The sequence below is a fragment of the Bacillus sp. Pc3 genome (assembly GCF_000815145.1).
Lineage (GTDB): Bacteria > Bacillota > Bacilli > Bacillales > Bacillaceae > Bacillus > Bacillus velezensis.
This window is the reverse complement of sequence record NZ_CP010406.1, coordinates 1,441,932-1,465,000: the sequence shown is the minus strand read 5'-3', so window position 1 is coordinate 1,465,000 and position 23,069 is coordinate 1,441,932. Positions and strand designations below refer to the sequence as shown.

Here is a 23,069-nt window from a genome sequence, read left to right as displayed (position 1 = left end):
AATTTGAGAGGAGCTGTCCTTAGTACGAGAGGACCGGGATGGACGCACCGCTGGTGTACCAGTTGTTCTGCCAAGGGCATCGCTGGGTAGCTATGTGCGGACGGGATAAGTGCTGAAAGCATCTAAGCATGAAGCCCCCCTCAAGATGAGATTTCCCATTCCGCAAGGAAGTAAGATCCCTGAAAGATGATCAGGTTGATAGGTCTGAGGTGGAAGTGTGGCGACACATGGAGCTGACAGATACTAATCGATCGAGGACTTAACCAATTTGAATGTATGCTTACTGTTATCTAGTTTTGAGAGAACACTCTCAATGGTTTGGTGGCGATAGCGAAGAGGTCACACCCGTTCCCATGCCGAACACGGAAGTTAAGCTCTTCAGCGCCGATGGTAGTCGGGGGGTTCCCCCTGTGAGAGTAGGACGCCGCCAAGCTTTTCTAAAATTTTATCATCGCGGGGTGGAGCAGTTCGGTAGCTCGTCGGGCTCATAACCCGAAGGTCGCAGGTTCAAATCCTGCCCCCGCAACCAAAAAATAAATGGTCCGGTAGTTCAGTTGGTTAGAATGCCTGCCTGTCACGCAGGAGGTCGCGGGTTCGAGTCCCGTCCGGACCGCCATTTTTATTGTAAACGAAACGATCATGTTTTCGTTTTTTTTTGTGTTTTCTTTTAATGCTGGCAGCTTGGTATCTAACCAAGCTTTCTTTTATATCGTTAAAGTCTTGGATATTGAAACATAATCCGATACACTAGAAAGAGCTGTATTTCACAAGAGCGTCTGAAAGGGAGACGGGAGATATATGGATGAGTTTGATTTGATTCACAGTATTACACCGCATTCGCATTATCATCCTTCCGTCGAGGTAGGGATCGGTGATGATGGTGCGGTTTATACAGCGTCACCCCACATGCAGCAAATTGTCTGCCTTGATACAATGGTGGAGAATGTCCATTTTAAATTAGAGTATTCCTCTCCTCATGATATCGGTTATAAGGCGCTTGCTGTTAACATTAGTGACGTGGCGGCGATGGGAGGCATTCCGAAGTTTTATTTGGTGTCTCTAGCGGTTCCTTCTTGCTGGCAGAAAGCTGACGTCCAGGCAATGTATGAAGGAATGGCGGAACTGGCGAAACTATATCAAATGGATTTGATCGGGGGAGATACCGTCTCCGCTTCCGGTCAAGCCGTAATTACCGTTACTGTCATCGGAGAAGTTGAGAAGGATTGCGCTTGTCTGCGAAGCTCGGCAAGACCCGGAGATGTTGTGTTTGTTACAGGGGATATCGGTTCGTCCGCAGCAGGACTGTCTCTTTTATTGGGAGAAACACTCCCTTCTGCTTTTCATACGACTGATTATTTTATCCAAAAACATAAACGGCCCGTTCCGAGAGTTCAGGTCGGCCGCTTCTGCTCTCAGCTTCAGCGCGCGGCTCTGAATGATATCAGTGACGGATTGGCCAGTGAGCTGCATGAAATAGCTGCGGCAAGTTCAGTTACGATAGAAATTAAAGAACAACTTCTGCCGGTGCATCCGGATTTGCCTGAGGCAGATTCTGAGTGGAAGAAATGGGTGTTATTCGGCGGTGAAGATTTTGAATTGGTTGGAACGGTTTCTCAGCAAGAGTGGGCCTCTTTGCTTGATTACTGCACTCAATCGGGCATTCCGATTGCGAAGATAGGAGCGGTATCTGAACGGAAGGAAGCATGTGTTCTTTTGACAGCCAATGATCAGAGACAAATCGTCCTTGAGAAAAAAGGATACAATCATTTTAAATAAGACGGGTGACTCACTTTGAAGACATTACAATGGAGAACGAAAAACCCCGAAGAAACGAAAGCCGTAGCCAAGCTTGCCGCTTCTTTGGCAAAGCCGGGAGACATTTTGACACTGGAAGGCGACTTAGGTGCGGGAAAAACGACTTTTACAAAGGGTTTTGCCGAAGGACTGGGAATCACGAGAGTGGTAAACAGCCCGACTTTTACAATTATAAAAGAATACCATGACGGTTCGCTTCCTCTATATCATATGGATGTGTATCGTATGGAGGATGAAAGCGAAGACTTAGGGCTTGAAGAATATTTTGAGGGACAAGGCGTCTGTTTAATTGAATGGGCTCATTTAATTCAGGATCAGCTGCCTGCTGAACGGCTGCAGATCGTCATCACAAGAGCCGGTGATGAGGCAAGGGACATTACCTTTACGGCTTGCGGAACACGGTATGAAACGCTTTGTGAGGAGATAAATAAACATGACAATACTGGCAATTGATACGTCAAATTACACACTGGGTGCCGCGCTCGTTCGTGACAAAACGGTGATGGCGGAGTATATTACATATTTAAAAAAGAATCATTCCGTGCGGGCCATGCCTGCTGTCAATTCATTGCTGAAGGATTGCGGCCTAACACCGCAGGACCTTACGAAAATAGCGGTAGCGAAAGGACCGGGTTCGTACACAGGTGTCAGAATCGGTGTGACGCTGGCAAAAACATTGGCATGGTCGCTGAAGCTTCCGGTTTCCGCTGTCTCGAGTCTGGAGGTGCTGGCGGCTAACGGACGGCACTTTCAAGGACTGATCTGCCCGTTATTTGATGCCCGGCGCGGACAGGTATATACGGGGCTTTATGAATATCAGGACGGCCGATTACGATCCGTTATTCCTGATCAGAATGTCCTTTTGACTGATTGGCTCGGCATGCTGAAAGAAAAAGCGTCTCCGGTTTTATTTTTAGGGCACGATACAGCCATTCATGAAGAAACCATTCTTCATGAATTGACATCTCAAGCAGTGATTGGAACGGCTGCACAGCATAATCCGCGGCCGTCAGAGCTGGCGTTTTTAGGCTTGGAAAAAGAGGAAGGGGATGTCCACAGCCTTGTTCCGGATTATTTGCGTCTGGCAGAGGCTGAAGCGAAATGGATGGAATCTCAAAAATAGGGTGATAGGGATGAAAACGAAAACGGCGATTCGAAGCATGCGTCCGGAAGATATTGATCAAATTTATGAAATTGAAACAGCATCCTTTACTTCTCCGTGGACGAAGGATTCATTTTATCATGAGCTTTTGGAAAATCCGTATGCCCACTACCTTGTCATTGAAAAGGACGGCTGTCTGGCGGGGTATTGCGGAATCTGGATTATTATAGATGACGCGCAGATTACGAACATAGCCATTAAGCCGGAATATCGGGGCCAATCATTGGGAGAAGCGCTGTTTCGCTCTGCGATAGAATTGTGCAGAGAAAAAAAGGCAAGAAGGCTCTCTCTCGAAGTCAGGGTCTCAAATCATCCCGCCCAATCCTTATATAAAAAATTCGGTCTTCAGGCCGGAGGAATCAGAAAACAATACTATACAGATAACGGAGAAGATGCGTTATTAATGTGGGTGACATTACATGAGTGAAAAACAAGATATTTATGTATTAGGAATCGAAACAAGCTGTGATGAAACAGCGGCCTCAGTCGTAAAAAACGGGAATGAAATTATTTCAAACGTTGTCGCTTCTCAAATTGAAAGCCATAAACGTTTCGGCGGGGTCGTGCCTGAAATAGCGTCCAGACATCATGTGGAGCAGATTACCCTTGTGATTGAGGAAGCTCTTTCAAAAGCGGAGATGGGCTTTGATGATCTTGATGCGATTGCCGTAACGGAAGGACCCGGACTTGTCGGAGCCCTGTTAATCGGAGTCAATGCGGCAAAGGCGTTAAGCTTTGCCCATCAAATACCATTAGTCGGCGTCCATCACATCGCGGGCCATATTTATGCAAACAGGCTGATAGGAGAGCTTCAATTCCCGGCGCTTGCTTTGGTTGTGTCAGGCGGACATACGGAATTGGTTTATATGAAAGAGCACGGTTCATTCGAGGTTATCGGTGAAACACTGGATGATGCCGCAGGCGAAGCTTACGATAAAGTGGCAAGAACGATGGGGCTTCCTTATCCGGGAGGGCCGCAGATTGATAAGCTGGCTGCTGTGGGAACGGATTCCATTCCGCTTCCGCGTGCGTGGCTGGAAGAAGGGTCTTACAATTTCAGCTTCAGCGGCCTGAAGTCAGCCGTGATTAACACGCTTCATAACGCCTCGCAAAAAAATGAGGTGATTCCTCCGGAGGATCTTGCCGCAAGCTTTCAGCAGAGTGTCATTGATGTACTGACGGCAAAAACCTCTAAGGCCGCGAAAGAATACGGGGTGAAACAAGTGCTGCTGGCAGGGGGCGTAGCCGCTAACAAAGGGCTGAGAGCCGCACTGCAGCAGGAATTCAGCCATTCGGGAGATCCCGAGCTTATCATCCCGCCGCTTTCTTTATGCACGGACAATGCAGCGATGATTGCGGCTGCCGGAACCGTTGCTTTTGAAAAGGGGATTCGGGGCTCATATGATATGAACGGACAGCCCGGTTTGGAATTAACATCCTTTGATCGTCTCACGTTGTAAAACGTGAGGCTTTTTTTTACTTATTAACAGATAATTCTAACATATCCACAGGATTGTGAATATATCCAAAAATCCAGGCTGGATAAGGGGCTGTAAGTTGTTAGTAAAGTGGATAAAGTCAGAAAATTTTGTGGATAGTGTGTATAAAACGTTTACCTACATGGCTGACAAGGAGGATAGCTGTGGATAAAAAAGCACCCCTTAAAGAGGTGCTTGACTTTTTCTATTCTTCTGAGGAGAGTTCCTCCCATTCTGCTAATAAGTTTTCGAGCTCTTGATTCAGAGCTTCATTCTCCGCATGAATGGTCTGTACCTTTTCATGATCCTGATACACGTCAGGATCGCACAGCAGCTCCTCATTGGCGCTGATTTTCTCTTCGGCGGATGAGACGGCAGCTTCAATTTCTTCAATGCGTCTCAGGCGCTGCCGTTCTTTCTTCTTCCATTCTTTTTCTTCCTCGTAAGTTCTTTTCGTATCCTGTTTGACCTTGCCGGCAGGCTGAGCCTGCTCTTTTTCCTGCCGCTTCATTTCTTCCAGTTCCAGCTGCTGGGCTTTTTTCTCGGTGTAATAGTCATAGTCACCCAAATATTCTTCTGCATGATCAGGTGACAGCTCCAGCACTCTTGTGGCGATCCTGTTAATAAAGTAGCGGTCATGCGATACAAATAACAGTGTTCCCGGGTAGTCGATCAGGGCGTTTTCCAGCACCTCTTTACTGTCCAGGTCAAGGTGGTTTGTCGGTTCATCAAGGATGAGAAAGTTTGCTTTTTGCAGCATCAGCTTGGCAAGCGCGACTCTTGCTTTCTCACCGCCGCTTAGAGAACGGACAGGTTTCAGGACATCGTCTCCGCTGAACAGGAAGTTGCCGAGGCATGTCCTGATCTCTTTTTCCGGCATGTCCGGATATTCATCCCACAGCTCGTCCAGCACGCGTTTGGACGAGGTCAGTTCAGCCTGCTCCTGATCATAATAGCCGATTGTGACATTGGAACCGTACGTGATCGATCCGGATTCGGGGCTGAGCGTGTTCATAATGGTTTTCAGCAAGGTTGATTTGCCGATTCCGTTCGGTCCGACGAGGGCGGCGCTTTCGCCTCTTGTAATGCCGAAGGTCAGGTTTTTCAAGAGCGGCGGCTGGCCGTCATAGCTGATGGAAACATCCTGTACGCGCAGGACGTCGTTTCCGCTCTGTTTTGTAATGTCAAAACGGAAGGCGGCTGATTTTTCATCACCGAGCGGCTTTGCCATGACGTCCATCCGTTCAAGCTGTTTTCGTCTGCTTTGGGCTCTTTTCGTTGTAGAAGCTCTGGCCAGATTGCGGTCGACAAAATCTTGAAGCTTGGCGATTTCGTCCTGCTGTTTTTCATACAGCTTCAGGTCTTTCTCGTACTGCTCAGCTTTTTGTTCTAAATAGGCGCTGTAGTTGCCGAGATATTTTTTACTTTCTGTCCGTGAGACCTCGTACACTTGGCTGACGACTTTATCAAGAAAGTATCTGTCGTGGGAGACGATCAGAATGGCGCCTGAATATCCCTGTAAATAATGCTCAAGCCATGTAAGCGTATCGATGTCGAGATGGTTCGTCGGTTCATCCAGAATAAGCAGATCAGGCTGGGTCAGCAGCAGTTTTCCGAGCGCAAGTCTTGTTTTCTGGCCGCCGCTCAGGCTTTGCACTTTCACGGAATCGTCAAATTTTCCGAAGCCGAGGCCGTGAAGGATAGATCGGACATCCGCTTCATATTGATAGCCGCCTTTATCCTTGAAATCTTGCTGAAGCCTGTCATAGGTTTTCATCAGCGTCTCAAGATCCGCGGGGGCGGCCGTGGCCATCTTTTCTTCAATAGAGCGCATCTCTTTTTCCATTGCTTTCAGGAAATCAAAAACGCTCAGCAGTTCTTCTTTTATGGTAAGCTGGGATTCCAAGCCTGTGTGCTGGGCAAGGTATCCCATCGTTAATTCTTTCGGTTTGATTAATTCACCCTTTTCATATGAAAGGTGACCTGCGATAATTTTAAGGAGAGTTGATTTGCCGGCTCCGTTTCTGCCTACTATGGCGATGCGATCCCGAGATCTGACTTCAAGCTTTATATTGTTTAAAATAGGATCAGCGCCAAAAGATTTGGATAGCTGATTAATTTGTAAGATCATCATATTATTTCACCTCTGTTATAATAAGTTAAGTGTAGCTTATCAACCTGCTGTCAGCAAACAATACATCAGAATTGGAACATTATAGGATAAGACATCAGGGAGAAAATAGTGTATGATCAGAAGTAAGGAGAGTTTAAATATGAATGGATTTTCTCATTTTAATGAAGAAGGCCGTGCCCGCATGGTGGATATAAGCGATAAATCTTCAACAGTCCGTACTGCCGCTGCGATATCCAGCGTACACATGAAGCATGACGTGTACAGCAGAATCAAAAACCGCGAGATCGGAAAAGGAGACGTGCTGGCTGTCGCACAGGTGGCCGGAATTATGGCCGCAAAGCAGACGTCAGCGATTATCCCGATGTGCCACCCGCTTTCTTTAAGCAGCGTCGACATTTCATTCGGCTGGGAGGAAAAGGATTCCGAAGCCGTTCTTCATATACAGGCTAGCGTAAAAACGAAAGGGAGTACAGGTGTGGAAATGGAAGCGCTAACTTCCGCTTCAGTCTGCGCTTTGACCGTGTATGACATGTGTAAGGCGCTGGATAAAGGAATGGTCATCGGCCCGACCTGCCTCATGGAAAAAACAGGAGGCAAAAACGGTGATTTTAAAAGAGATGCATCTGAGTATAAAGTGGAGGACCAATCATGAACAAGGATCAATCAAAAATTCCACAGGCGACGGCAAAACGGCTGCCGCTTTATTATCGCTTTTTAAAGAATTTACACGCGTCAGGAAAACAGCGCGTTTCATCAGCTGAACTGAGCGACGCGGTAAAAGTCGATTCGGCCACGATCCGCCGGGATTTTTCCTATTTCGGGGCGCTCGGCAAAAAAGGATACGGCTATAATGTGGATTACCTGCTGTCATTTTTCAGAAAAACACTGGATCAGGATGAAACGACGAACGTCATTTTGATCGGTGTCGGGAATTTAGGGACGGCGTTTCTTCACTATAATTTCACAAAAAATAATAACACAAAAATATCTATGGCTTTTGATGTGAATCAGAGTAAAATAGGAACTGAGGTAGGCGGTGTGCCTGTCTTTGATCTTAATGATTTAGAGCTTCACATTAAGGATGAACCCGTGGCGATTCTTACCGTTCCGGCGGTTGCCGCCCAGTCAATCACCGACCGGCTCGTGTCGCTCGGAATCAAGGGAATCCTTAACTTTACGCCGGCCCGTTTGAATGTGCCGGATCACATTCGAATTCATCATATAGATTTAGCTGTAGAGCTTCAATCATTGGTTTATTTCTTGAAGCATTATTCTGTTTTGGAAGAAATTGAATAGCGAAAGGAGGAGCTGCACATGATCGGTCCTGGAAGCCTGGCGGTTATCGGTGTGGTGGCGGTGATTATTTTCGGTCCGAAGAAGCTTCCCGAATTAGGAAAAGCGGCGGGGGACACGCTTCGTGAATTTAAGAACGCTACTAAGGGATTAGCCGGTGAAGAAGAGGAAAAAAAGAAAGAAGAACAGTAAGATAGGATGACGCGTATGAGAGTGAATCAAATGACGCTTGTGGAGCATATTGCCGAACTTCGGAAACGATTGCTGATTGTGGCGTTATCCTTTACGGTTTTCTTTATTGCCGGCTTTTTTCTGGCAAAACCTATCATTGTGTATCTTCAAAAAGCCGATGAAGTAAAAGAGCTCACCCTTAATGCTTTTAACCTGACGGATCCGCTGTTTATCTTTTTGCAGTTCGCGTTTATCATCGGCATCATTTTGACTTCGCCGATTATTCTCTATCAGATTTGGGCGTTTGTCAGCCCGGGCCTGTATGAGAAGGAGCGCAAAGTAACACTCAGCTATATTCCGATTTCGATCGTGCTGTTTGTCGGCGGTGTGTCGTTTTCTTATTATATTTTATTTCCGCTGGTCGTTGATTTTATGAAGCGGGTCTCGAATGACCTCGATGTCAACCAGGTGATCGGGATCACCGAGTACTTTCATTTTCTGCTGCAGCTGACGATTCCGTTCGGACTGCTGTTTCAGATGCCGGTGCTGATCATGTTTTTAACGAGACTCGGTGTTATCACGCCGATGTTTTTATCGAAGATCAGGAAGTACGCGTATTTTGTGCTGCTTGTGATCGCCGCGATGATTGCGCCGCCTGAGCTGCTGTCTCACTTGATGATTACCATTCCGCTTTGCATTTTATATGAGATCAGCATTCTTATCTCAAAAGCGGCGTATCGGAAAAGGCAGACCAGCAGTGAATCCGATCAGGACGTATCAGCATAAAAAAAGCCATTTCTCAATGATGAGAAATGGCTTTTCTTTTATTTTTGATTTTTCTTCACTTTAAATGAGAAAGCGAACATTTTAAACGAGATGCTGATATTATAAGCGGCGAAAACCATCAGCAGTATGGAATAAAAAGACCACATGCTTCCCGGAGAGCTTGCGGCCAAATACGTAAAGATACAGCCGACTGCGAAATAAATCAAGCCCCAAGTCATTGGGTTCCTCATACAAACAATCCTCCAATAATTAATTGCATTTGCTCACTATGCTGTTCAATATATTTTTGGGCGGGGCCGAGCTGCATGACCACGACAATGGTATTCATCATGACATGGGCGAATATCGGCACAATAATCCGTTTCGTCTGCACATACAAGAACGCAAAGGTAAAGCCCATGGCCGTATACAGCAGCAGGTGCGTGAGGTCTTGGTGCACAATGCCGAAAATGACGGAACTGATCAGTCCGGCGATAAAGAAATTCGTTTTTTCATATAATACACCGAAAATGATCTTCCGGAAAATGATTTCTTCAAGAATCGGCCCGACGATAGAAGAAACGATAATCATGAGCGGCATGGCTTTAATAATGTTAAGAATGGCTTTCGTGTTTTCGGAACCGCTGCCCACATGAAAGACATACTGCTCAATCATCCCGGCGATTCCCTGAGAAAATAAAGCGAGCCATATTCCCGCGACCGCCCAGAGAACGGACATGCCGGCGGATGCTTTCTTCCCGTTTCTTAATGTCTGCTTCGGCGCGGTTCTCAAAATCAAGAGAACGATAATCAGGCAGATAAAAAAGCTTACGACGGAATAAATCCCCTGAGCCATGGTGAGATTCGCATTCGTAGGGTGCCCGCCCGCATAGCCGAATTTGTACATTAAAGGAATGCCGATCAATGCGGAAAGCTGCATGATAACATATGTCAAAATGATATACCAATACTGTTTTCTCAAATGATATGTACTCCTTTATCCTATAAAATCAACTTATTTGTTCTTATTGTAACACAAGTGAACTTGACGTGAAAAAAGGAGAAAATCAGTGTGAGAGAGAATCATGTAAGCGTGAAAATTTTTTATTCTTATGACTTGAAATTGGAAGTGAGATTCTTTATTATAATAACTGTGTTAGCACTCTTTAGAGCTGAGTGCTAAAATTACATATTCATACTATTGAGGAGGTTATTACATTGTTAAAGCCATTAGGTGATCGCGTTGTCATTGAACTCGTAGAATCTGAAGAAAAAACTGCCAGCGGAATCGTATTACCGGATTCTGCAAAAGAAAAGCCGCAAGAAGGCAAAATCGTGGCAGCCGGTTCAGGTCGCGTGTTGGAAAGCGGAGAGCGCGTTGCTTTAGAAGTAAAAGAGGGCGACCGCATTATCTTCTCAAAATACGCCGGTACTGAAGTGAAATACGAAGGTACTGAATACTTAATCTTACGTGAAAGCGACATTTTAGCTGTTATCGGCTAAGCAAATAAATATTTTTAAAAATTCGAGGAGGTTTCGTTAACATGGCAAAAGATATTAAGTTTAGTGAAGAAGCACGCCGCGCTATGCTTCGCGGTGTCGATGCGCTTGCTGACGCTGTAAAAGTAACTTTAGGGCCAAAAGGACGCAACGTGGTTCTGGAGAAAAAATTCGGTTCTCCGTTAATTACAAATGACGGTGTGACAATCGCAAAAGAAATTGAACTTGAAGATGCGTTTGAAAACATGGGTGCGAAGCTTGTAGCTGAAGTAGCCAGCAAAACAAACGACGTTGCCGGTGACGGTACGACGACTGCGACTGTACTTGCGCAGGCTATGATCCGCGAAGGCTTGAAAAACGTAACTGCGGGGGCTAACCCTGTCGGCGTGCGTAAAGGTATGGAACAAGCCGTGACTGTAGCAATCGAAAACTTAAAAGAAATTTCTAAGCCGATCGAAGGCAAAGAGTCTATCGCTCAGGTTGCTGCGATCTCTGCTGCTGATGAGGAAGTCGGAAGCCTTATCGCTGAAGCAATGGAGCGCGTAGGAAACGACGGGGTCATCACAATCGAAGAGTCTAAAGGATTCACAACTGAGCTTGAAGTTGTTGAAGGTATGCAATTCGACCGCGGATATGCGTCTCCTTACATGGTGACTGACTCTGATAAGATGGAAGCGGTTCTTGACAATCCTTACATCTTAATCACAGACAAAAAAATCACAAACATTCAAGAAATCCTTCCTGTGCTTGAGCAAGTTGTACAGCAAGGCAAACCATTGCTTCTGATCGCTGAAGATGTTGAAGGTGAAGCTCTTGCTACACTCGTTGTCAACAAACTTCGCGGCACATTCAACGCTGTTGCCGTTAAAGCTCCTGGCTTCGGTGACCGCCGTAAAGCAATGCTTGAAGACATCTCTGTTCTTACAGGCGGAGAAGTAATCACAGAAGACTTAGGCCTTGACCTGAAATCTACTGAAATCGGACAATTGGGACGCGCTTCTAAAGTTGTGGTAACGAAAGAAAACACAACAATCGTAGAAGGCGCCGGCGACACTGAAAAAATCGCTGCACGCGTCAACCAAATCCGCGCTCAAGTGGAAGAAACAACTTCTGAATTCGACAGAGAAAAATTACAAGAGCGTCTTGCGAAACTTGCCGGCGGCGTAGCTGTCATCAAAGTCGGCGCTGCGACTGAAACTGAGCTGAAAGAGCGTAAACTTCGCATCGAAGACGCCCTCAACTCAACTCGCGCAGCTGTTGAAGAAGGCATCGTGTCCGGCGGCGGTACAGCGCTAGTCAACGTATACAACAAAGTCGCTGCAGTGGAAGCTGAAGGCGATGCGCAAACAGGTATCAACATCGTGCTTCGCGCGCTTGAAGAGCCGATCCGTCAAATCGCGCACAATGCTGGTCTTGAAGGATCTGTCATCGTTGAGCGCCTGAAAAACGAAAAAATCGGCGTAGGTTTCAACGCTGCAACTGGCGAATGGGTAAACATGATCGAAAAAGGTATCGTTGACCCGACAAAAGTGACGCGTTCTGCTCTGCAAAACGCAGCTTCTGTAGCAGCAATGCTCCTGACAACTGAAGCCGTTGTCGCTGACAAACCGGAAGAAAACGCCGGCGGCGCAGGAATGCCTGACATGGGCGGCATGGGCGGTATGGGTGGCATGATGTAATCAAACGGAAAAAACCCTTGATACACCAAGGGTTTGACCGTTTTTCATCACCCCAATTAGCCGAAAAAATAACATTTCTTTATGAAATCCCGAAACTGAGGATGTTTCCAAAAGTCTGCTGGACTTTGTGGGAGGCATCCTCTTTCATAATTCAAATTTAATATATCGGGAACTTTTGTTTTTTATTGGCTAAAAAAGAAAGGCCCTGTTAAGGGCCTTTCTTTAAGCTGCTGTTGTTGTCGTTTTATCTTTTCTGACAAGTCCCATGATACCTGGAATAATAAGAAGAACAGCAGGCAGTAAATAGAACATTGATATACAAATTACTCCGCCAATTCCTGAGATAAGAAGCAATACTCCTCCGACTTTAGGTTTCTTCTTAACTACTACCGAAGCGACAATACCCAAAATTGATAAGACAACAGCTCCCCAGCCTAAACCAATGATTTCGCTTGTACCGCTTGAATTAAAAGAGGCATCAAGTCCACCAATAATCAATGCCATGATCGCTCCAATAAAACCAAAAATTCCACCCAATAATCCTAAAACAAATTCAGTTGTTCTTTTCATTATTAAACTCTCCCTTACTTAACTGGTACTGTAATTGATACAGCTTTATTTTTCATGAAGTCTATGTGACAACATCTCCAAAGTTTAATTTAATTTCTTTTGACTTTATCAACATCATTTTTTTCATCTGGAGCAGAGAATTCAAATACGCCTTTTTGTTTTATTCCGCCTTGGACTTCTCCATCAGTTAAGAACATGTTTGCAGCTAATTGCCAATAACGGCATTTCCTTGGTCAGGATAAAAGGTCAGGTTTTTGTCAGTTGTATTTTTGATGTATATTCCGACGTTTACCTTGTCTCTCATGATCTTTATAATGCCCAGATTAACTCATGCCCAGTGCTTCAGCATATTGTTTGCTTGCAACGACTTTTTTAGAACAGTCATCTTTAGTCTCTCAAGCTTTTTTTATTTTTTGAATCACTATCCCTGTGAGACATCATTTGTCGAGCTACTACAAGCCGCTAAAAACTAAGGATAGTACTAAAGACATGAATAAAAAGAGTCGCTTCTTCACCTAAAACCCCCAATTTATATAATATAATACCTATATATAATCGGCTATAATCAATTAAATTTCAAGGGGATATTACCACTTTTTCTAAAAAATTCTTAGCGGAAGAAATTAAGCTATAAAATATCACTTGAAATATCAAAGTTGGAAATCATTCAACTTACTGCTAGCTTTAAACATTAAAGGCCACATACAGTTTGACATCCTATTAAGTTCTAGTGTAGCCCTAGTACTGGTTTTATCATTTTGACGGATTTGTTATCCCATCACTGCTAAACATTGATTCAAAAATATTTATTAAAAACTAATTTTTCATGATGTTAGGAGGAATAATGCCAATAAACAGCAAAAACCCTTGTTATATCAAGGGTTGGATATTTGATTTCCATCTAAATTGCTCATGCATTCTAGCAAAAAAGACCTTTTCAGTTGAGTAAACTGATAAGGCCTTATTTATAAATAAGGTGTGAGGGGGTTATCTAAGACGGAACTCACACTTTCCTAACTACAATGTGACTTCACCATTTCCTTCAAGCACCATTCTCAGCTGCTCCACCTCACCCCGAATCCCAATCCCAGGCTCCCACGAATCAATCAGCCGAATCGCCTTCTGATTCGATTCCATCGCTTTCCGTTTCTCCCCTTTACGATACAACAGCTGTGCCATTCCGTAGTGATAGTAGATCAACTCAACCTGATTCGCGTTGTGTTTGTCATAGAGCATCTGTTCAAAGGCTTTTTCCGCTTTTTCGAGCTGATCACACTTCACGTAAGCCATGCCCAGGTTGAAATAGGCTTCTATCGTTTTTTCGCCGCCGTATGCGGCGCTGGTTGTGTTTGCCGCTTCGTATAATGTGATGGCTTCTTCGTAGTGAGAGCGGGCGAAACTCAGGTCGCCGCGGACCAGAAGAACCCTGTGCCGGATAATGGGCGAGACGGGCTGATCTTTGATGCCGTCCAGCATTGCTGCCGCTTTGTCCGGTTCTCCGGTTTTTAACAGCAGCCTCGATTGCAGGGCGGTTCCCCATACCCTCAAGTCGTCGTGATCCGGTGCGCCTGATTGTTCGAGTATCTTCAGGCCGGCTTCTATTTGCCTGAGAGCTCCGTCTGAATCGTTGACTTCCATCAGCGCCCAGCCTGCCGTGTCGATCCGAAAGTAAGCTTCCCGCGTGTGTTCGCCTGATTGACGGGCGGCATCGGCGGCTTTTAATCCGTATTCGATTCGCAGAGGCAGGTTGATTCTGCTTAGAAAATGGCTGGTGCGGATGATGAGTTTAATCAGAATGTCATGTTGTCCGGTTTCGCCCGACCATTCAATGACCTTTAGGATGTTCGGCCATTCCTTTTTCATTTGCTCTAAATTCCGTCCCAGCAAGTAGCTCCAATAGACGGAATTGGGCTGTTCCCGCTTTATATGGGTTTCCGCATAATCAATATAATAATGCGCCCAGCGGCTGCGGGCTTCTTTTGCTAATTCGTGATTTTCGGATAAGTGCTGCTCTCCGTAAGCGACAACGGTTTGATGGGCTGCATATTGAATTCTTCCTGCGCTTCGTTCCGGCTGTATTAAAGCATATGACCGCATTTGCTCAATCGCGTAATGAAACCGCCGGACATCTAATCCGGCCGCTTGAGCCAAGCTTTTTTCATCAGGAGGCTTAGCGAAAAAGCAAAGCGTCTGCCATAGTTTTCGTGTGTCTTCATGACATCTGTCCCATGTGCGGCCAAAGAGAACCTCAAACAATTCCAATAATGAGTAGCCTGCTTGTTTAAGTTCTTGAATGAGCTGCGGAGCGGGGATGTCGTCGTCTGACATGTAAGCGATGCTCAGTGCCATGGCCTTCGGGTTGCCGGCGGCTGCCGAGATGAATTCATTCTTAAGGTCAGGCGATAGCTCCAACAGATGCTCCAGCTTTTCCCGTTTTTGCGGGAGGTTGCATGTTTGCAGACAGCGGTGCACTTCTTGATGGAAAAATTCAAGGGCATCCGTTTGTTCAAGGCCGCTCAGCTGGATGGCCGCCAGTTCCCCGAGGCCGTCCCGGTATGTCTGTTTTACGTTTTCCCGTGCCGTAAGGAGGACTTTTACGCCTTGCGGAAGGCCGATGATAAATTCGTGAATGTCACGTTCCGCTGTATCGATGCTGTCAACGATCAGCAATACCGGTTTTTCGTTTGAATGAGCGGCTAATGCATTGCGGACGATGAACCGTTTTTCGTTGATGGATTTGTCGATTTGTTCTGTGCGTCCGAGCTGATAGGCGATCGTGTTTAAAAAATCGCTGAAGCTCAATCCTTTCCAGTCAGCGCTGATCCAGATGATGCTGTTGAATGCCGGCCAGTCTGGTGAACTGCCGGCACAAAGGTAGGCTGCTTCAAGAGCGATCGTTGTTTTCCCCATGCCGGCCCAGCCTGTGATTAAACAGACCGGTGACGGAGACAGCATCCATTGCCGGATCGCCTCTATATCAAAGTCGCGGCCGATAAAGTTTCCCGTCCGGCGTGACGGTAAGTTATGCGTGACGGAGTTTCTTGTAAGCGCATTCGTTTCGTGGCTTGGTCTGTCATGAAACAGCCGCTTTACTGCTTTTTCAACATCGTCATCACTCGGCGCTCCGAATGATCCGTCTTTCCGGAGTATTTTTGCTTTTTTTAGACAAGACGCCGTCCAAACGGGCAATGCGGGTTTGATGACGGGAATGGTGGTGGTTTCCAGAAGATCGGTCAGCCATTCAGGATCCATGTCAGTCTTTTCGATAATGATCCAGATCATGCCGAACAGCTTTCCGTCGTCAATTCGTCCGGGAATGTAGTTTGCGCCCATCTGTCCGATCCAGCTTTTGATCGTGTTAGAGGAAACGCCTAATCGGAGTGCGATTTGATCTATATAAGACTGTCCTGTTTTTTCGTTCTTTTTCCTTCTGACTTTATAATCAGGATGAAGTTTCAGCGATTTGACGGCAGGTGCCAGCAGTTCTGCAAAATGTGTCCGGTTTTCAAGTTCAGCCATTAGCCTGCACCTCCTATTAGTACTATTTTATCAATTCAGTGTTTTTTGTATATGAAAAAATAAAAAGTACAGTGCGGCTGTCCTTTTATACAGCAGGAAAGGCTGTTGAACGTATGGAAAAGCAGATAAAATAGGGGCAGTAACAGAGAAAACAAAAATGTATGCACTTACATTTCAGAGCAGAGAAAGGATTTTGCCAAATGACTCACACAGTGCCTCAAAACATGAAAGCGGCGGTTATGCACAACACGAGAGAAATCAAAATCGAAACATTGCCCGTGCCTGACATCAATCATGATGAAGTGTTAATTAAGGTGATGGCTGTCGGAATTTGCGGATCTGATCTGCATTACTATACAAATGGCAGAATAGGCAATTATGTAGTGGAAAAACCATTTATCCTCGGTCATGAATGCGCGGGAGAAATTGCCGCCGTCGGATCGTCTGTCGATCAATTCAAGGTGGGAGACCGTGTCGCCGTCGAACCCGGTGTCACATGCGGACGCTGTGAGGCGTGTAAGGAAGGGCGTTATAACCTTTGCCCGGATGTACAGTTTTTGGCTACACCGCCGGTAGACGGCGCGTTTGTCCAATATATTAAAATGCGTCAGGACTTTGTTTTTTTAATCCCAGACTCACTTTCTTATGAAGATGCTGCTTTGATCGAGCCGTTTTCTGTCGGTATCCATGCGGCGGCCAGAACGAAGCTACAGCCCGGATCAACGATTGCGATTATGGGGATGGGCCCTGTTGGGTTAATGGCTGTTGCCGCAGCTAAAGCATTTGGGGCAGGCACAATCATTGTCACCGACTTAGAGCCGCTGCGGTTAGAAGCTGCGAAAAAAATGGGAGCGACTCACATTATTAATATACGTGAACAGGATGCACTTGAAGAGATTAAAACGATCACGAATGATAGAGGCGTTGATGTTGCTTGGGAAACAGCGGGGAATCCGGCGGCATTGCAATCCGCACTGGCTTCCGTGCGCCGGGGCGGAAAACTGGCGATTGTCGGTTTGCCTTCTCAGAACGAGATTCCGCTCAATGTGCCGTTTATTGCAGATAACGAGATTGATATTTACGGGATCTTCCGTTATGCCAATACGTATCCAAAGGGAATCGAATTTCTTGCTTCAGGCATTGTGGACACGAAGCATCTAGTAACGGACCAATATTCGCTGGAGCAGACGCAAGATGCGATGGAGCGGGCGCTTCAATTTAAGAATGAATGTTTAAAAGTGATGGTGTATCCAAATCGCTGAATGAACGGGGAGGATCTTTGCATTCTCCCTCTTGCTTATCAAAAATGAAAACGGATTCTTGGGGTGGGAAATGATGATTGAAACAGAAAAAGCAGCGGCAGTAAAGACGAAATATCGCGGCCTGTCCTGGATGGAACGGATCGGCTACGGATTCGGCGATATGTCGTACAATATTATCTTTCAGTTTGTAAACGCATACTTATTATTCTACTATACAGACGTCGGCGGCATTAAGCCTGCGGTCATCGCAGCTTTGTTTCTTATCGTAAGGGTGCTGGACGCTGTTTTTGACCCGATTATGGGCGTGATTTTAGACAAGACGAATACAAGATGGGGAAAGGCAAGGCCGTATCTTTTGTGGGTGGCGTTTCCTTTTGCGCTATTTACGTTCTTATGCTTCACGACCCCTCATTTCGGCGAGACGGGGAATATGGTTTATGCGTACATCACTTATATTCTGCTTGGGATGTCCTTCAGCATGCAGACGATTCCGGTCAACAGCTTAACGGGGCGGATGACGAATTCCGTGGAGGAACGGACGGTTCTGACGACGACCCGGATGATTTTGGTTTATATCGGAATTCTGTTATCGATTTCCTGTGCGACACCGCTTGCGGATGCCATCGGCGGGAAAGATCAGGCGTTTGGATTTCAGATGACGGCGCTCATCTATGCGGCTGTCAGCATCGTTTTGAATCTATTTAGTTTCTTTACTGTACGGGAGCGGATTCAGCCTGAAAAAAGAAAAAAACAAGGAATGAAAAAGACGTTGTCCGTTTTGTTCCGAAACAAGCCTTTGCTCATTTTGGTTTCTGCATTTTTGGCGTTTGCGATTGGGTTTAACATTAAGCTCAGCACGATGGTGTACTATTTTACGTATAACGTCAGCCATAAGGAATTTGTGTTTTTAGGAACTGTATTATTTTTCGGCGCGGCGCTGATCAGCAATCTGTTTATTCCTTTCTTTTCTGAGAAGCGGGGCCGGAAGCAGGTTATGATCATCACGGCGGCGCTATCGCTGATTTCTTATGCGGGCCTTCAGTTTACATCGTATTCTTCGCTGCCGCTTATTTTCTTTTGGCTTTTCGTTTCGGGATTTTTCACAACGCCTTTAAATACGCTTGCTTGGGGAATGGTTGCCGATTGTGTCGATTATGCGGAATGGAAAACCGGAGTCCGGGCTGATGGCGTGGTGATTTCGAGTATGAGTTTCATCAATAAGCTCGGAGTTGCGTTAGCCGGGTCATTTTCGGCCGTTTATCTCGGAATCGCCGGATATGCCGCGAATACCGATCAGACGGCCTCGTCATTGAATGCGATTAAAAATATGAATGCGCTCATTCCGGGATTGTTCATTCTGCTGTCTATTATTCTTATTTCTTTTTATCCTTTAACTGAAAAAAAATATCAGCAGATGATGTCTGATCTGGAGCAAAGAGCTGCAAGATAAGTATACGTAAAATTTAAAATATTCTATGTATACGGTTGTATTTATGACAGAAAGCACTATACTGAAACTATAATCGAGAATTGATAAATGAGTGTGATAATGTGGGAAGCCAATCTGTTATTTGTATTGGGGAATTGTTAATTGATTTCTTTTGTACCGATGTGGATGTTGATTTGACGGAAGGGCGCAATTTCTTAAAAAGTGCCGGCGGCGCACCGGCGAATGTGTCGGCAGCGATTGCTAAGCTGGGCGGAGACGCGGCTTTCAGCGGAAAAACAGGCAAAGATCCGTTCGGGTATTTTCTGAAGCAGACATTGGATGCCGCACATGTCGATACCTCTATGCTCGTCATGGATGAGAAAGCGCCTACAACGCTTGCGTTTGTTTCATTAAAACAAAATGGGGAGCGCGACTTTGTGTTTAACAGAGGAGCGGACGCTTTGTTAACTCTGGATGATATTGATCTGGAAAAGGTAAACGATGCGAAAATCCTTCATTTCGGATCAGCGACGGCATTGTTATCTGATCCGTTTTGCTCAGCCTATTTACGGCTGATGTCGATTGCGAAAGACAATGGACAGTTTATTTCCTTCGATCCTAACTACCGTGAGGATTTATGGAAAGGAAGAGTTTCAGAGTTTATAAACACCGCAAAAAAAGCCGTTGCCGTAAGTGATTTTGTGAAAGTCAGTGACGAAGAGCTTGAGATCATCAGCGGTGCGAAGGATCATAAAGAAGGTGTTGCGGTTCTTCATGAGCTCGGGGCCGGTATTGTGGCGGTGACACTCGGGAAAAGCGGGACCCTTCTTTCAAATGGGAAGGATATTGACATCATTCCGAGCATTCCGGTGACATCAATAGACTCAACGGGAGCGGGAGATGCGTTTGTCGGCGCGGCGCTGTTTCAACTGGCGCGCACGGATGAGATTCAGACGGCAGCCGAAGATTTTGCGAAGCTGCGTGATATTGTCTCATTTGCCAATAAGGTGGGGGCGCTCGTGTGCACCAAAATCGGTGCGATCGATGCTCTGCCGAGTTTAAAAGAGGTTGAAGTATCACTGTAAAGTATGGAGGATGTTTCTTGAAAGTCATCGGACTTCGGGAAGCATCCTCTTTATTTAGGTCTGAAACTCTTTACGATATACGGTATACTTTAGAAAGGCATCCAGTAAATTGAACCGATGTGAAGTACATACAATCACGTTTTTATCAGTTCTGAGTAAAACCAAGTTTCTGCTGCTGCCGTCATGTATAGTATGACGGCCTATGATATTGAACCGCGGAGGAATGTTTTTCATGAAACATGTTTTTCTTATTGTGCAATGCGCGTTTTCTGTTTTTTGTTTTCTTTGTCTCGCCGCTGTCAATTGGTATCAGGGGAGTGAGCTTGTTTCTGATTCGTTTGATTGGAATGATACGGCGAAATTTTCAAAGCTTTTGAATGGGACGGATACGATTACAAGTCCTGAACAGATTTCGCAGCTTGATTTCTTTGTGTATGCGGCGAAACATTATCCGTTAGTGAGCGGGTTGATGATCGGGCTGTTTGTTTATTTTTTGTTCTCACTGTATCTGGTCATAAAGAATTTCCGCCGGCACAAATGGGCTGAATGAGACTATTTTCATATAAAAATACATAAATTAAAGAGAAAATGAAACTTTTTTTGAAAAAAATCAGTATATATAACTGTGAACTTGTTACTATTTAATTTTGGGAGGAAAATGAAAAATGAGTATTTTAGGAAGATTTAAAGACATCATGTCAAGCAATATCAATGCGCTGCTGGATAAAGCTGAAAACCCTGAAAAAATGGTTGATCAATATTTGCGGAATCTGAACAGTGATTTAGGAAAAGTGAAAGCGGAGACGGCTTCTGTCATGGCTGAGGAACAGCGGGCGAAAAGAGCGTTAACAGAATGCCAGGCTGATGCCGAAAAGATGGAAAATTATGCGATGAAAGCATTGCAGGCCGGCAATGAAGCTGATGCGCGGACATTTTTGGAAAGGAAAGCGGCTGTTGAATCAAGACTGACCGAGCTGCAGACGGCTTATCAGCTCGCTTCTTCCAACGCGTCTCAAATGCGCAAAATGCATGACAAGCTTGTCGCTGATATCGGAGAGCTTGAGTCGCGCCGAAATGCCATCAAAGCGAAGTGGTCTGTGGCAAAAACGCAGGAGAGAATGAACAAATTGGGGTCCTCTGTGTCAAATGCGGGCCAATCGATGACAGCTTTCGGCAGAATGGAAGACAAGGTCAACCAAGCGCTTGATCATGCCAATGCGATGGCTGAGCTGAACGCGTCTCCGAAAGACGATATTGACGAGCTGACGGCTAAATATGACAGCAATCAAAGCAGTGTCGATGATGAATTGGCGGCGCTTAAGCAGAAAATGCTTTTCAGTAAAGATCAATAGACAGCGGGCTGCAGCTTTGTCCGATATAAAGAGAAAGTGAGAGAAACAGAATGATCATTTCTTATAAATGCCCGAACTGCGGCGATGATATGGTCTTTGACAGTTCATCCGGCATGCTGACATGTCACAGCTGCGGGCGGCAGGATCAGATTGAAAGCCTGCCAAAAGAGTATATAACGACGAGATTTTCAGAAAATGAGGCGAATGAGTACCGGTGTGAGAATTGCGGTGCGGTATTATTGACTGAGGCGGAAACGACGGCCACGACGTGCGGGTTTTGCGGAGGAGCCGCCGTTCTCGCCGACCGATTGTCGGGAAATCTCGCGCCTTCGATGGTGATCCCTTTTACGATCAGCAAGGAAGAAGCCATGAGCGCTTTTAAAAAGTGGTGCCGAAACGGCCGTCTGACACCGAAAGGATTTATGACTGCCGATCGGGTGAAGAGCATAACCGGCATGTACGTGCCGTTTTGGATGTTTGACTTAAACAGCAAGGTTCAGGTCAATGCCGTTTGTACGAGAGTGCATCACTATGAAGATGGAGAATACCGGGTGACGGAGACCGAGTATTACAACGCGTACCGCGATATCAATCTTGATTATCTCAAAATTCCGGTCGACGCTTCAGAAAAAATGAATGATGAATTAATGGACAAATTGGAGCCTTACTCATACAGTGAGCTGAAGGAGTTTAATACGGCCTATTTAGCGGGATATATAGCGGAAAAGTACAATTATACCGATGACGATCTCTTTCCGCGGGCGAAGGATAAAATCAGCCATTATATTGATTCTTATATCAGATCCACCTTCTCCGGATATACGACGGCTGACATTACGGATGAGCAGATTCAGACCGATAAAATCAGCAGCTTTTACGTACTGCTTCCGGTCTGGATGGTCAGCTACGACTATGAGCGGGCTGAACACATTTTTGCGATGAACGGGCAGACGGGCAAGGTTGTCGGCAAACCGCCGATCAGTGCCGGAAAAGTGGCCGCGTGGTTCGGCGGCATAACCGCCGGTGCGTTTTTAGCATTAAGACTCGTCTCACTTATGATAGGAGGCGGTTTTTGATGAAAGTATCGATAAAAAAAGCGTGTCTCTTCTGCTTCGTCCTTTTTCTGATGCTGTCTTTTGGTTTACATACATCGGCGTCTGCCGCGGAACAGAAGCAATATGTTTATGACAATGCTCATTTATTAACGAAGGATGAAACGAAGAAACTTGAGGAATTGGCCGGGAAGCTCGGGGCAAAGCGCCATACCGATTTTATCATTCTTACCGCAAACGGAACGGGCGGTAAGGACATCGAGCAGTACGCCGGTGATTTTTATGACAGTCATTTTAGCGGAAACACGGCGATTTTGACCATTGATATGAAAAATCGGGAAGTATTTATCTCCGGGTATAAAAAGGCGGAGACGTATTTGAATAACAGCCGGCTGAATACGATCAGAAATACGATCTCGTCAGATATTTCCGCAGGCCATTATGAAAAGGCGTTTCAGACCTACATCAAGATGGCTTATAAAGATATGGGGAAAAGCCCGGACGACAAGTCTGACAATCTGCTGCTCACATGGTGGTTTCAGCTGATTATTGCCGCAGCCGCGGCCGGAATCGCCGTCACCGTGATGGTGTACAATTCCGGCGGCAAGGTCACCGTCACCGGCAGCACGTATATGAATCACGATACGTCTGAAGTGCTGAGCCAGCACGACACATATATCCGAACCGACGTTACAAGGGAAAAAAAGCCTGATAAAGATAATGACAATGACGGCGGAGTCACGAGGGGCGGCACGAGTTACAGCGGAAGCAAGGGAAGTTTTTAATTATATGTAAAGGATTTG

General features: G+C 45.7%; 23 protein-coding genes, 2 tRNA genes and 2 rRNA genes (1 of these 27 only partly in view). 22 read left to right on the top strand and 5 right to left on the bottom strand.

The window, feature by feature from the left end; genetic code table 11:
* The 9 genes from SB24_RS06710 to tsaD all read left to right on the top strand — a co-directional run.
* Positions 1–267 (top strand): 23S ribosomal RNA (locus tag SB24_RS06710); it begins 2,663 nt to the left of the window's first position.
* Positions 268–317: 50 nt separating this feature from the next.
* A 5S ribosomal RNA gene (rrf, locus tag SB24_RS06705) occupies positions 318–433 on the top strand.
* A gap of 19 nt (positions 434–452) precedes the next feature.
* Positions 453–529, top strand: a tRNA-Met gene (locus tag SB24_RS06700).
* 10 nt (positions 530–539) lie between these two features.
* A tRNA-Asp gene (locus SB24_RS06695) sits at positions 540–616 on the top strand.
* 182 nt (positions 617–798) lie between these two features.
* Positions 799–1,776 (top strand): thiamine-phosphate kinase, encoded by a 978-nt coding sequence (gene thiL / locus SB24_RS06690; protein WP_039252525.1) that lies wholly within the window; start codon positions 799–801, stop codon positions 1,774–1,776.
* Between the two features lie 15 nt (positions 1,777–1,791).
* Positions 1,792–2,268 (top strand): tRNA (adenosine(37)-N6)-threonylcarbamoyltransferase complex ATPase subunit type 1 TsaE, encoded by a 477-nt coding sequence (tsaE, locus tag SB24_RS06685; protein ID WP_007408853.1) that lies wholly within the window; start codon positions 1,792–1,794, stop codon positions 2,266–2,268.
* A complete protein-coding gene (gene tsaB, locus SB24_RS06680; RefSeq protein WP_039252522.1) occupies positions 2,249–2,938 on the top strand; it encodes a tRNA (adenosine(37)-N6)-threonylcarbamoyltransferase complex dimerization subunit type 1 TsaB in 690 nt (229 codons plus the stop codon). Before tsaE ends, tsaB begins: the two co-directional genes overlap by 20 nt.
* Before the next feature lie 10 nt (positions 2,939–2,948).
* Complete coding sequence (rimI, locus tag SB24_RS06675) at positions 2,949–3,404, top strand: ribosomal protein S18-alanine N-acetyltransferase (protein WP_003155993.1); 456 nt, start codon at positions 2,949–2,951, stop codon at positions 3,402–3,404.
* Positions 3,397–4,437, top strand: a complete 1,041-nt coding sequence (tsaD, locus tag SB24_RS06670) for a tRNA (adenosine(37)-N6)-threonylcarbamoyltransferase complex transferase subunit TsaD (protein ID WP_007408855.1) — start codon at positions 3,397–3,399, stop codon at positions 4,435–4,437. Before rimI ends, tsaD begins: the two co-directional genes overlap by 8 nt.
* Before the next feature lie 223 nt (positions 4,438–4,660).
* Here the strand turns inward: tsaD and abc-f are convergent, their stop codons facing one another.
* The gene (gene abc-f, locus SB24_RS06665) at positions 4,661–6,589 is read right to left on the bottom strand and encodes a ribosomal protection-like ABC-F family protein (protein ID WP_033574939.1); all 1,929 of its coding nucleotides are present in this window, start codon (positions 6,587–6,589) and stop codon (positions 4,661–4,663) included.
* Between the two features lie 139 nt (positions 6,590–6,728).
* On the opposite strand from abc-f, the gene moaC reads away from it, so the two are divergent.
* The 4 genes from moaC to tatC are packed head-to-tail and all read left to right on the top strand — an operon-like array spanning position 6,729 to position 8,839.
* A complete protein-coding gene (gene moaC, locus SB24_RS06660) occupies positions 6,729–7,241 on the top strand; it encodes a cyclic pyranopterin monophosphate synthase MoaC (RefSeq protein ID WP_003155986.1) in 513 nt (170 codons plus the stop codon).
* A complete protein-coding gene (locus SB24_RS06655; protein WP_003155984.1) occupies positions 7,238–7,885 on the top strand; it encodes a redox-sensing transcriptional repressor Rex in 648 nt (215 codons plus the stop codon). Before moaC ends, SB24_RS06655 begins: the two co-directional genes overlap by 4 nt.
* An 18-nt stretch (positions 7,886–7,903) precedes the next feature.
* Entirely contained in the window at positions 7,904–8,074 is a 171-nt protein-coding gene (locus tag SB24_RS06650; protein ID WP_003155981.1) for a twin-arginine translocase TatA/TatE family subunit, read from the top strand.
* Between the two features lie 6 nt (positions 8,075–8,080).
* A complete protein-coding gene (gene tatC, locus SB24_RS06645; RefSeq protein ID WP_094032596.1) occupies positions 8,081–8,839 on the top strand; it encodes a twin-arginine translocase subunit TatC in 759 nt (252 codons plus the stop codon).
* Between the two features lie 38 nt (positions 8,840–8,877).
* Here the strand turns inward: tatC and SB24_RS06640 are convergent, their stop codons facing one another.
* Positions 8,878–9,069, bottom strand: a complete 192-nt coding sequence (locus SB24_RS06640; protein ID WP_003155975.1) for a YdiK family protein — start codon at positions 9,067–9,069, stop codon at positions 8,878–8,880.
* Positions 9,066–9,800, bottom strand: coding sequence for a CPBP family intramembrane glutamic endopeptidase (locus tag SB24_RS06635; RefSeq protein ID WP_003155972.1), 735 nt, complete (start codon positions 9,798–9,800; stop codon positions 9,066–9,068). Before SB24_RS06635 ends, SB24_RS06640 begins: the two co-directional genes overlap by 4 nt.
* A gap of 236 nt (positions 9,801–10,036) precedes the next feature.
* On the opposite strand from SB24_RS06635, the gene groES reads away from it, so the two are divergent.
* Entirely contained in the window at positions 10,037–10,321 is a 285-nt protein-coding gene (gene groES, locus SB24_RS06630; RefSeq protein ID WP_003155970.1) for a co-chaperone GroES, read from the top strand.
* 41 nt (positions 10,322–10,362) lie between these two features.
* On the top strand, positions 10,363–11,997 hold the full coding sequence (gene groL, locus SB24_RS06625; RefSeq protein ID WP_003155941.1) for a chaperonin GroEL: 1,635 nt from the start codon (positions 10,363–10,365) through the stop codon (positions 11,995–11,997).
* A 222-nt stretch (positions 11,998–12,219) separates the two neighbouring features.
* Here the strand turns inward: groL and SB24_RS06620 are convergent, their stop codons facing one another.
* Complete coding sequence (locus tag SB24_RS06620) at positions 12,220–12,567, bottom strand: DUF4064 domain-containing protein (RefSeq protein WP_014417068.1); 348 nt, start codon at positions 12,565–12,567, stop codon at positions 12,220–12,222.
* A gap of 1,017 nt (positions 12,568–13,584) precedes the next feature.
* Complete coding sequence (locus SB24_RS06610; protein WP_039252516.1) at positions 13,585–16,086, bottom strand: tetratricopeptide repeat protein; 2,502 nt, start codon at positions 16,084–16,086, stop codon at positions 13,585–13,587.
* Between the two features lie 200 nt (positions 16,087–16,286).
* Between SB24_RS06610 and gutB the strand changes: the two genes are divergently transcribed.
* The 7 genes from gutB to SB24_RS06575 all read left to right on the top strand — a co-directional run bounded on the left by gutB (position 16,287) and on the right by SB24_RS06575 (position 23,051).
* Positions 16,287–17,348 carry a sorbitol dehydrogenase gene (gutB, locus tag SB24_RS06605; protein WP_015715423.1) on the top strand — a complete coding sequence of 354 codons (1,062 nt, stop codon included), beginning with the start codon at positions 16,287–16,289 and terminating at the stop codon, positions 17,346–17,348.
* A gap of 73 nt (positions 17,349–17,421) precedes the next feature.
* Positions 17,422–18,798: an MFS transporter gene (locus SB24_RS06600; protein WP_031378835.1), complete on the top strand. Its 1,377-nt coding sequence runs from the start codon at positions 17,422–17,424 to the stop codon at positions 18,796–18,798.
* Positions 18,799–18,899: 101 nt separating this feature from the next.
* Complete coding sequence (locus SB24_RS06595; protein ID WP_033574941.1) at positions 18,900–19,862, top strand: carbohydrate kinase family protein; 963 nt, start codon at positions 18,900–18,902, stop codon at positions 19,860–19,862.
* Between the two features lie 232 nt (positions 19,863–20,094).
* A complete protein-coding gene (locus SB24_RS06590; protein ID WP_015239299.1) occupies positions 20,095–20,412 on the top strand; it encodes a YjdJ family protein in 318 nt (105 codons plus the stop codon).
* 115 nt (positions 20,413–20,527) lie between these two features.
* Complete coding sequence (locus tag SB24_RS06585; protein WP_015416951.1) at positions 20,528–21,214, top strand: PspA/IM30 family protein; 687 nt, start codon at positions 20,528–20,530, stop codon at positions 21,212–21,214.
* 50 nt (positions 21,215–21,264) lie between these two features.
* The gene (locus tag SB24_RS06580) at positions 21,265–22,290 is read left to right on the top strand and encodes a TFIIB-type zinc ribbon-containing protein (RefSeq protein WP_033574942.1); all 1,026 of its coding nucleotides are present in this window, start codon (positions 21,265–21,267) and stop codon (positions 22,288–22,290) included.
* Positions 22,290–23,051 (top strand): TPM domain-containing protein, encoded by a 762-nt coding sequence (locus tag SB24_RS06575; protein WP_039252509.1) that lies wholly within the window; start codon positions 22,290–22,292, stop codon positions 23,049–23,051. Before SB24_RS06580 ends, SB24_RS06575 begins: the two co-directional genes overlap by 1 nt.
* Positions 23,052–23,069 lie beyond the last annotated feature (18 nt).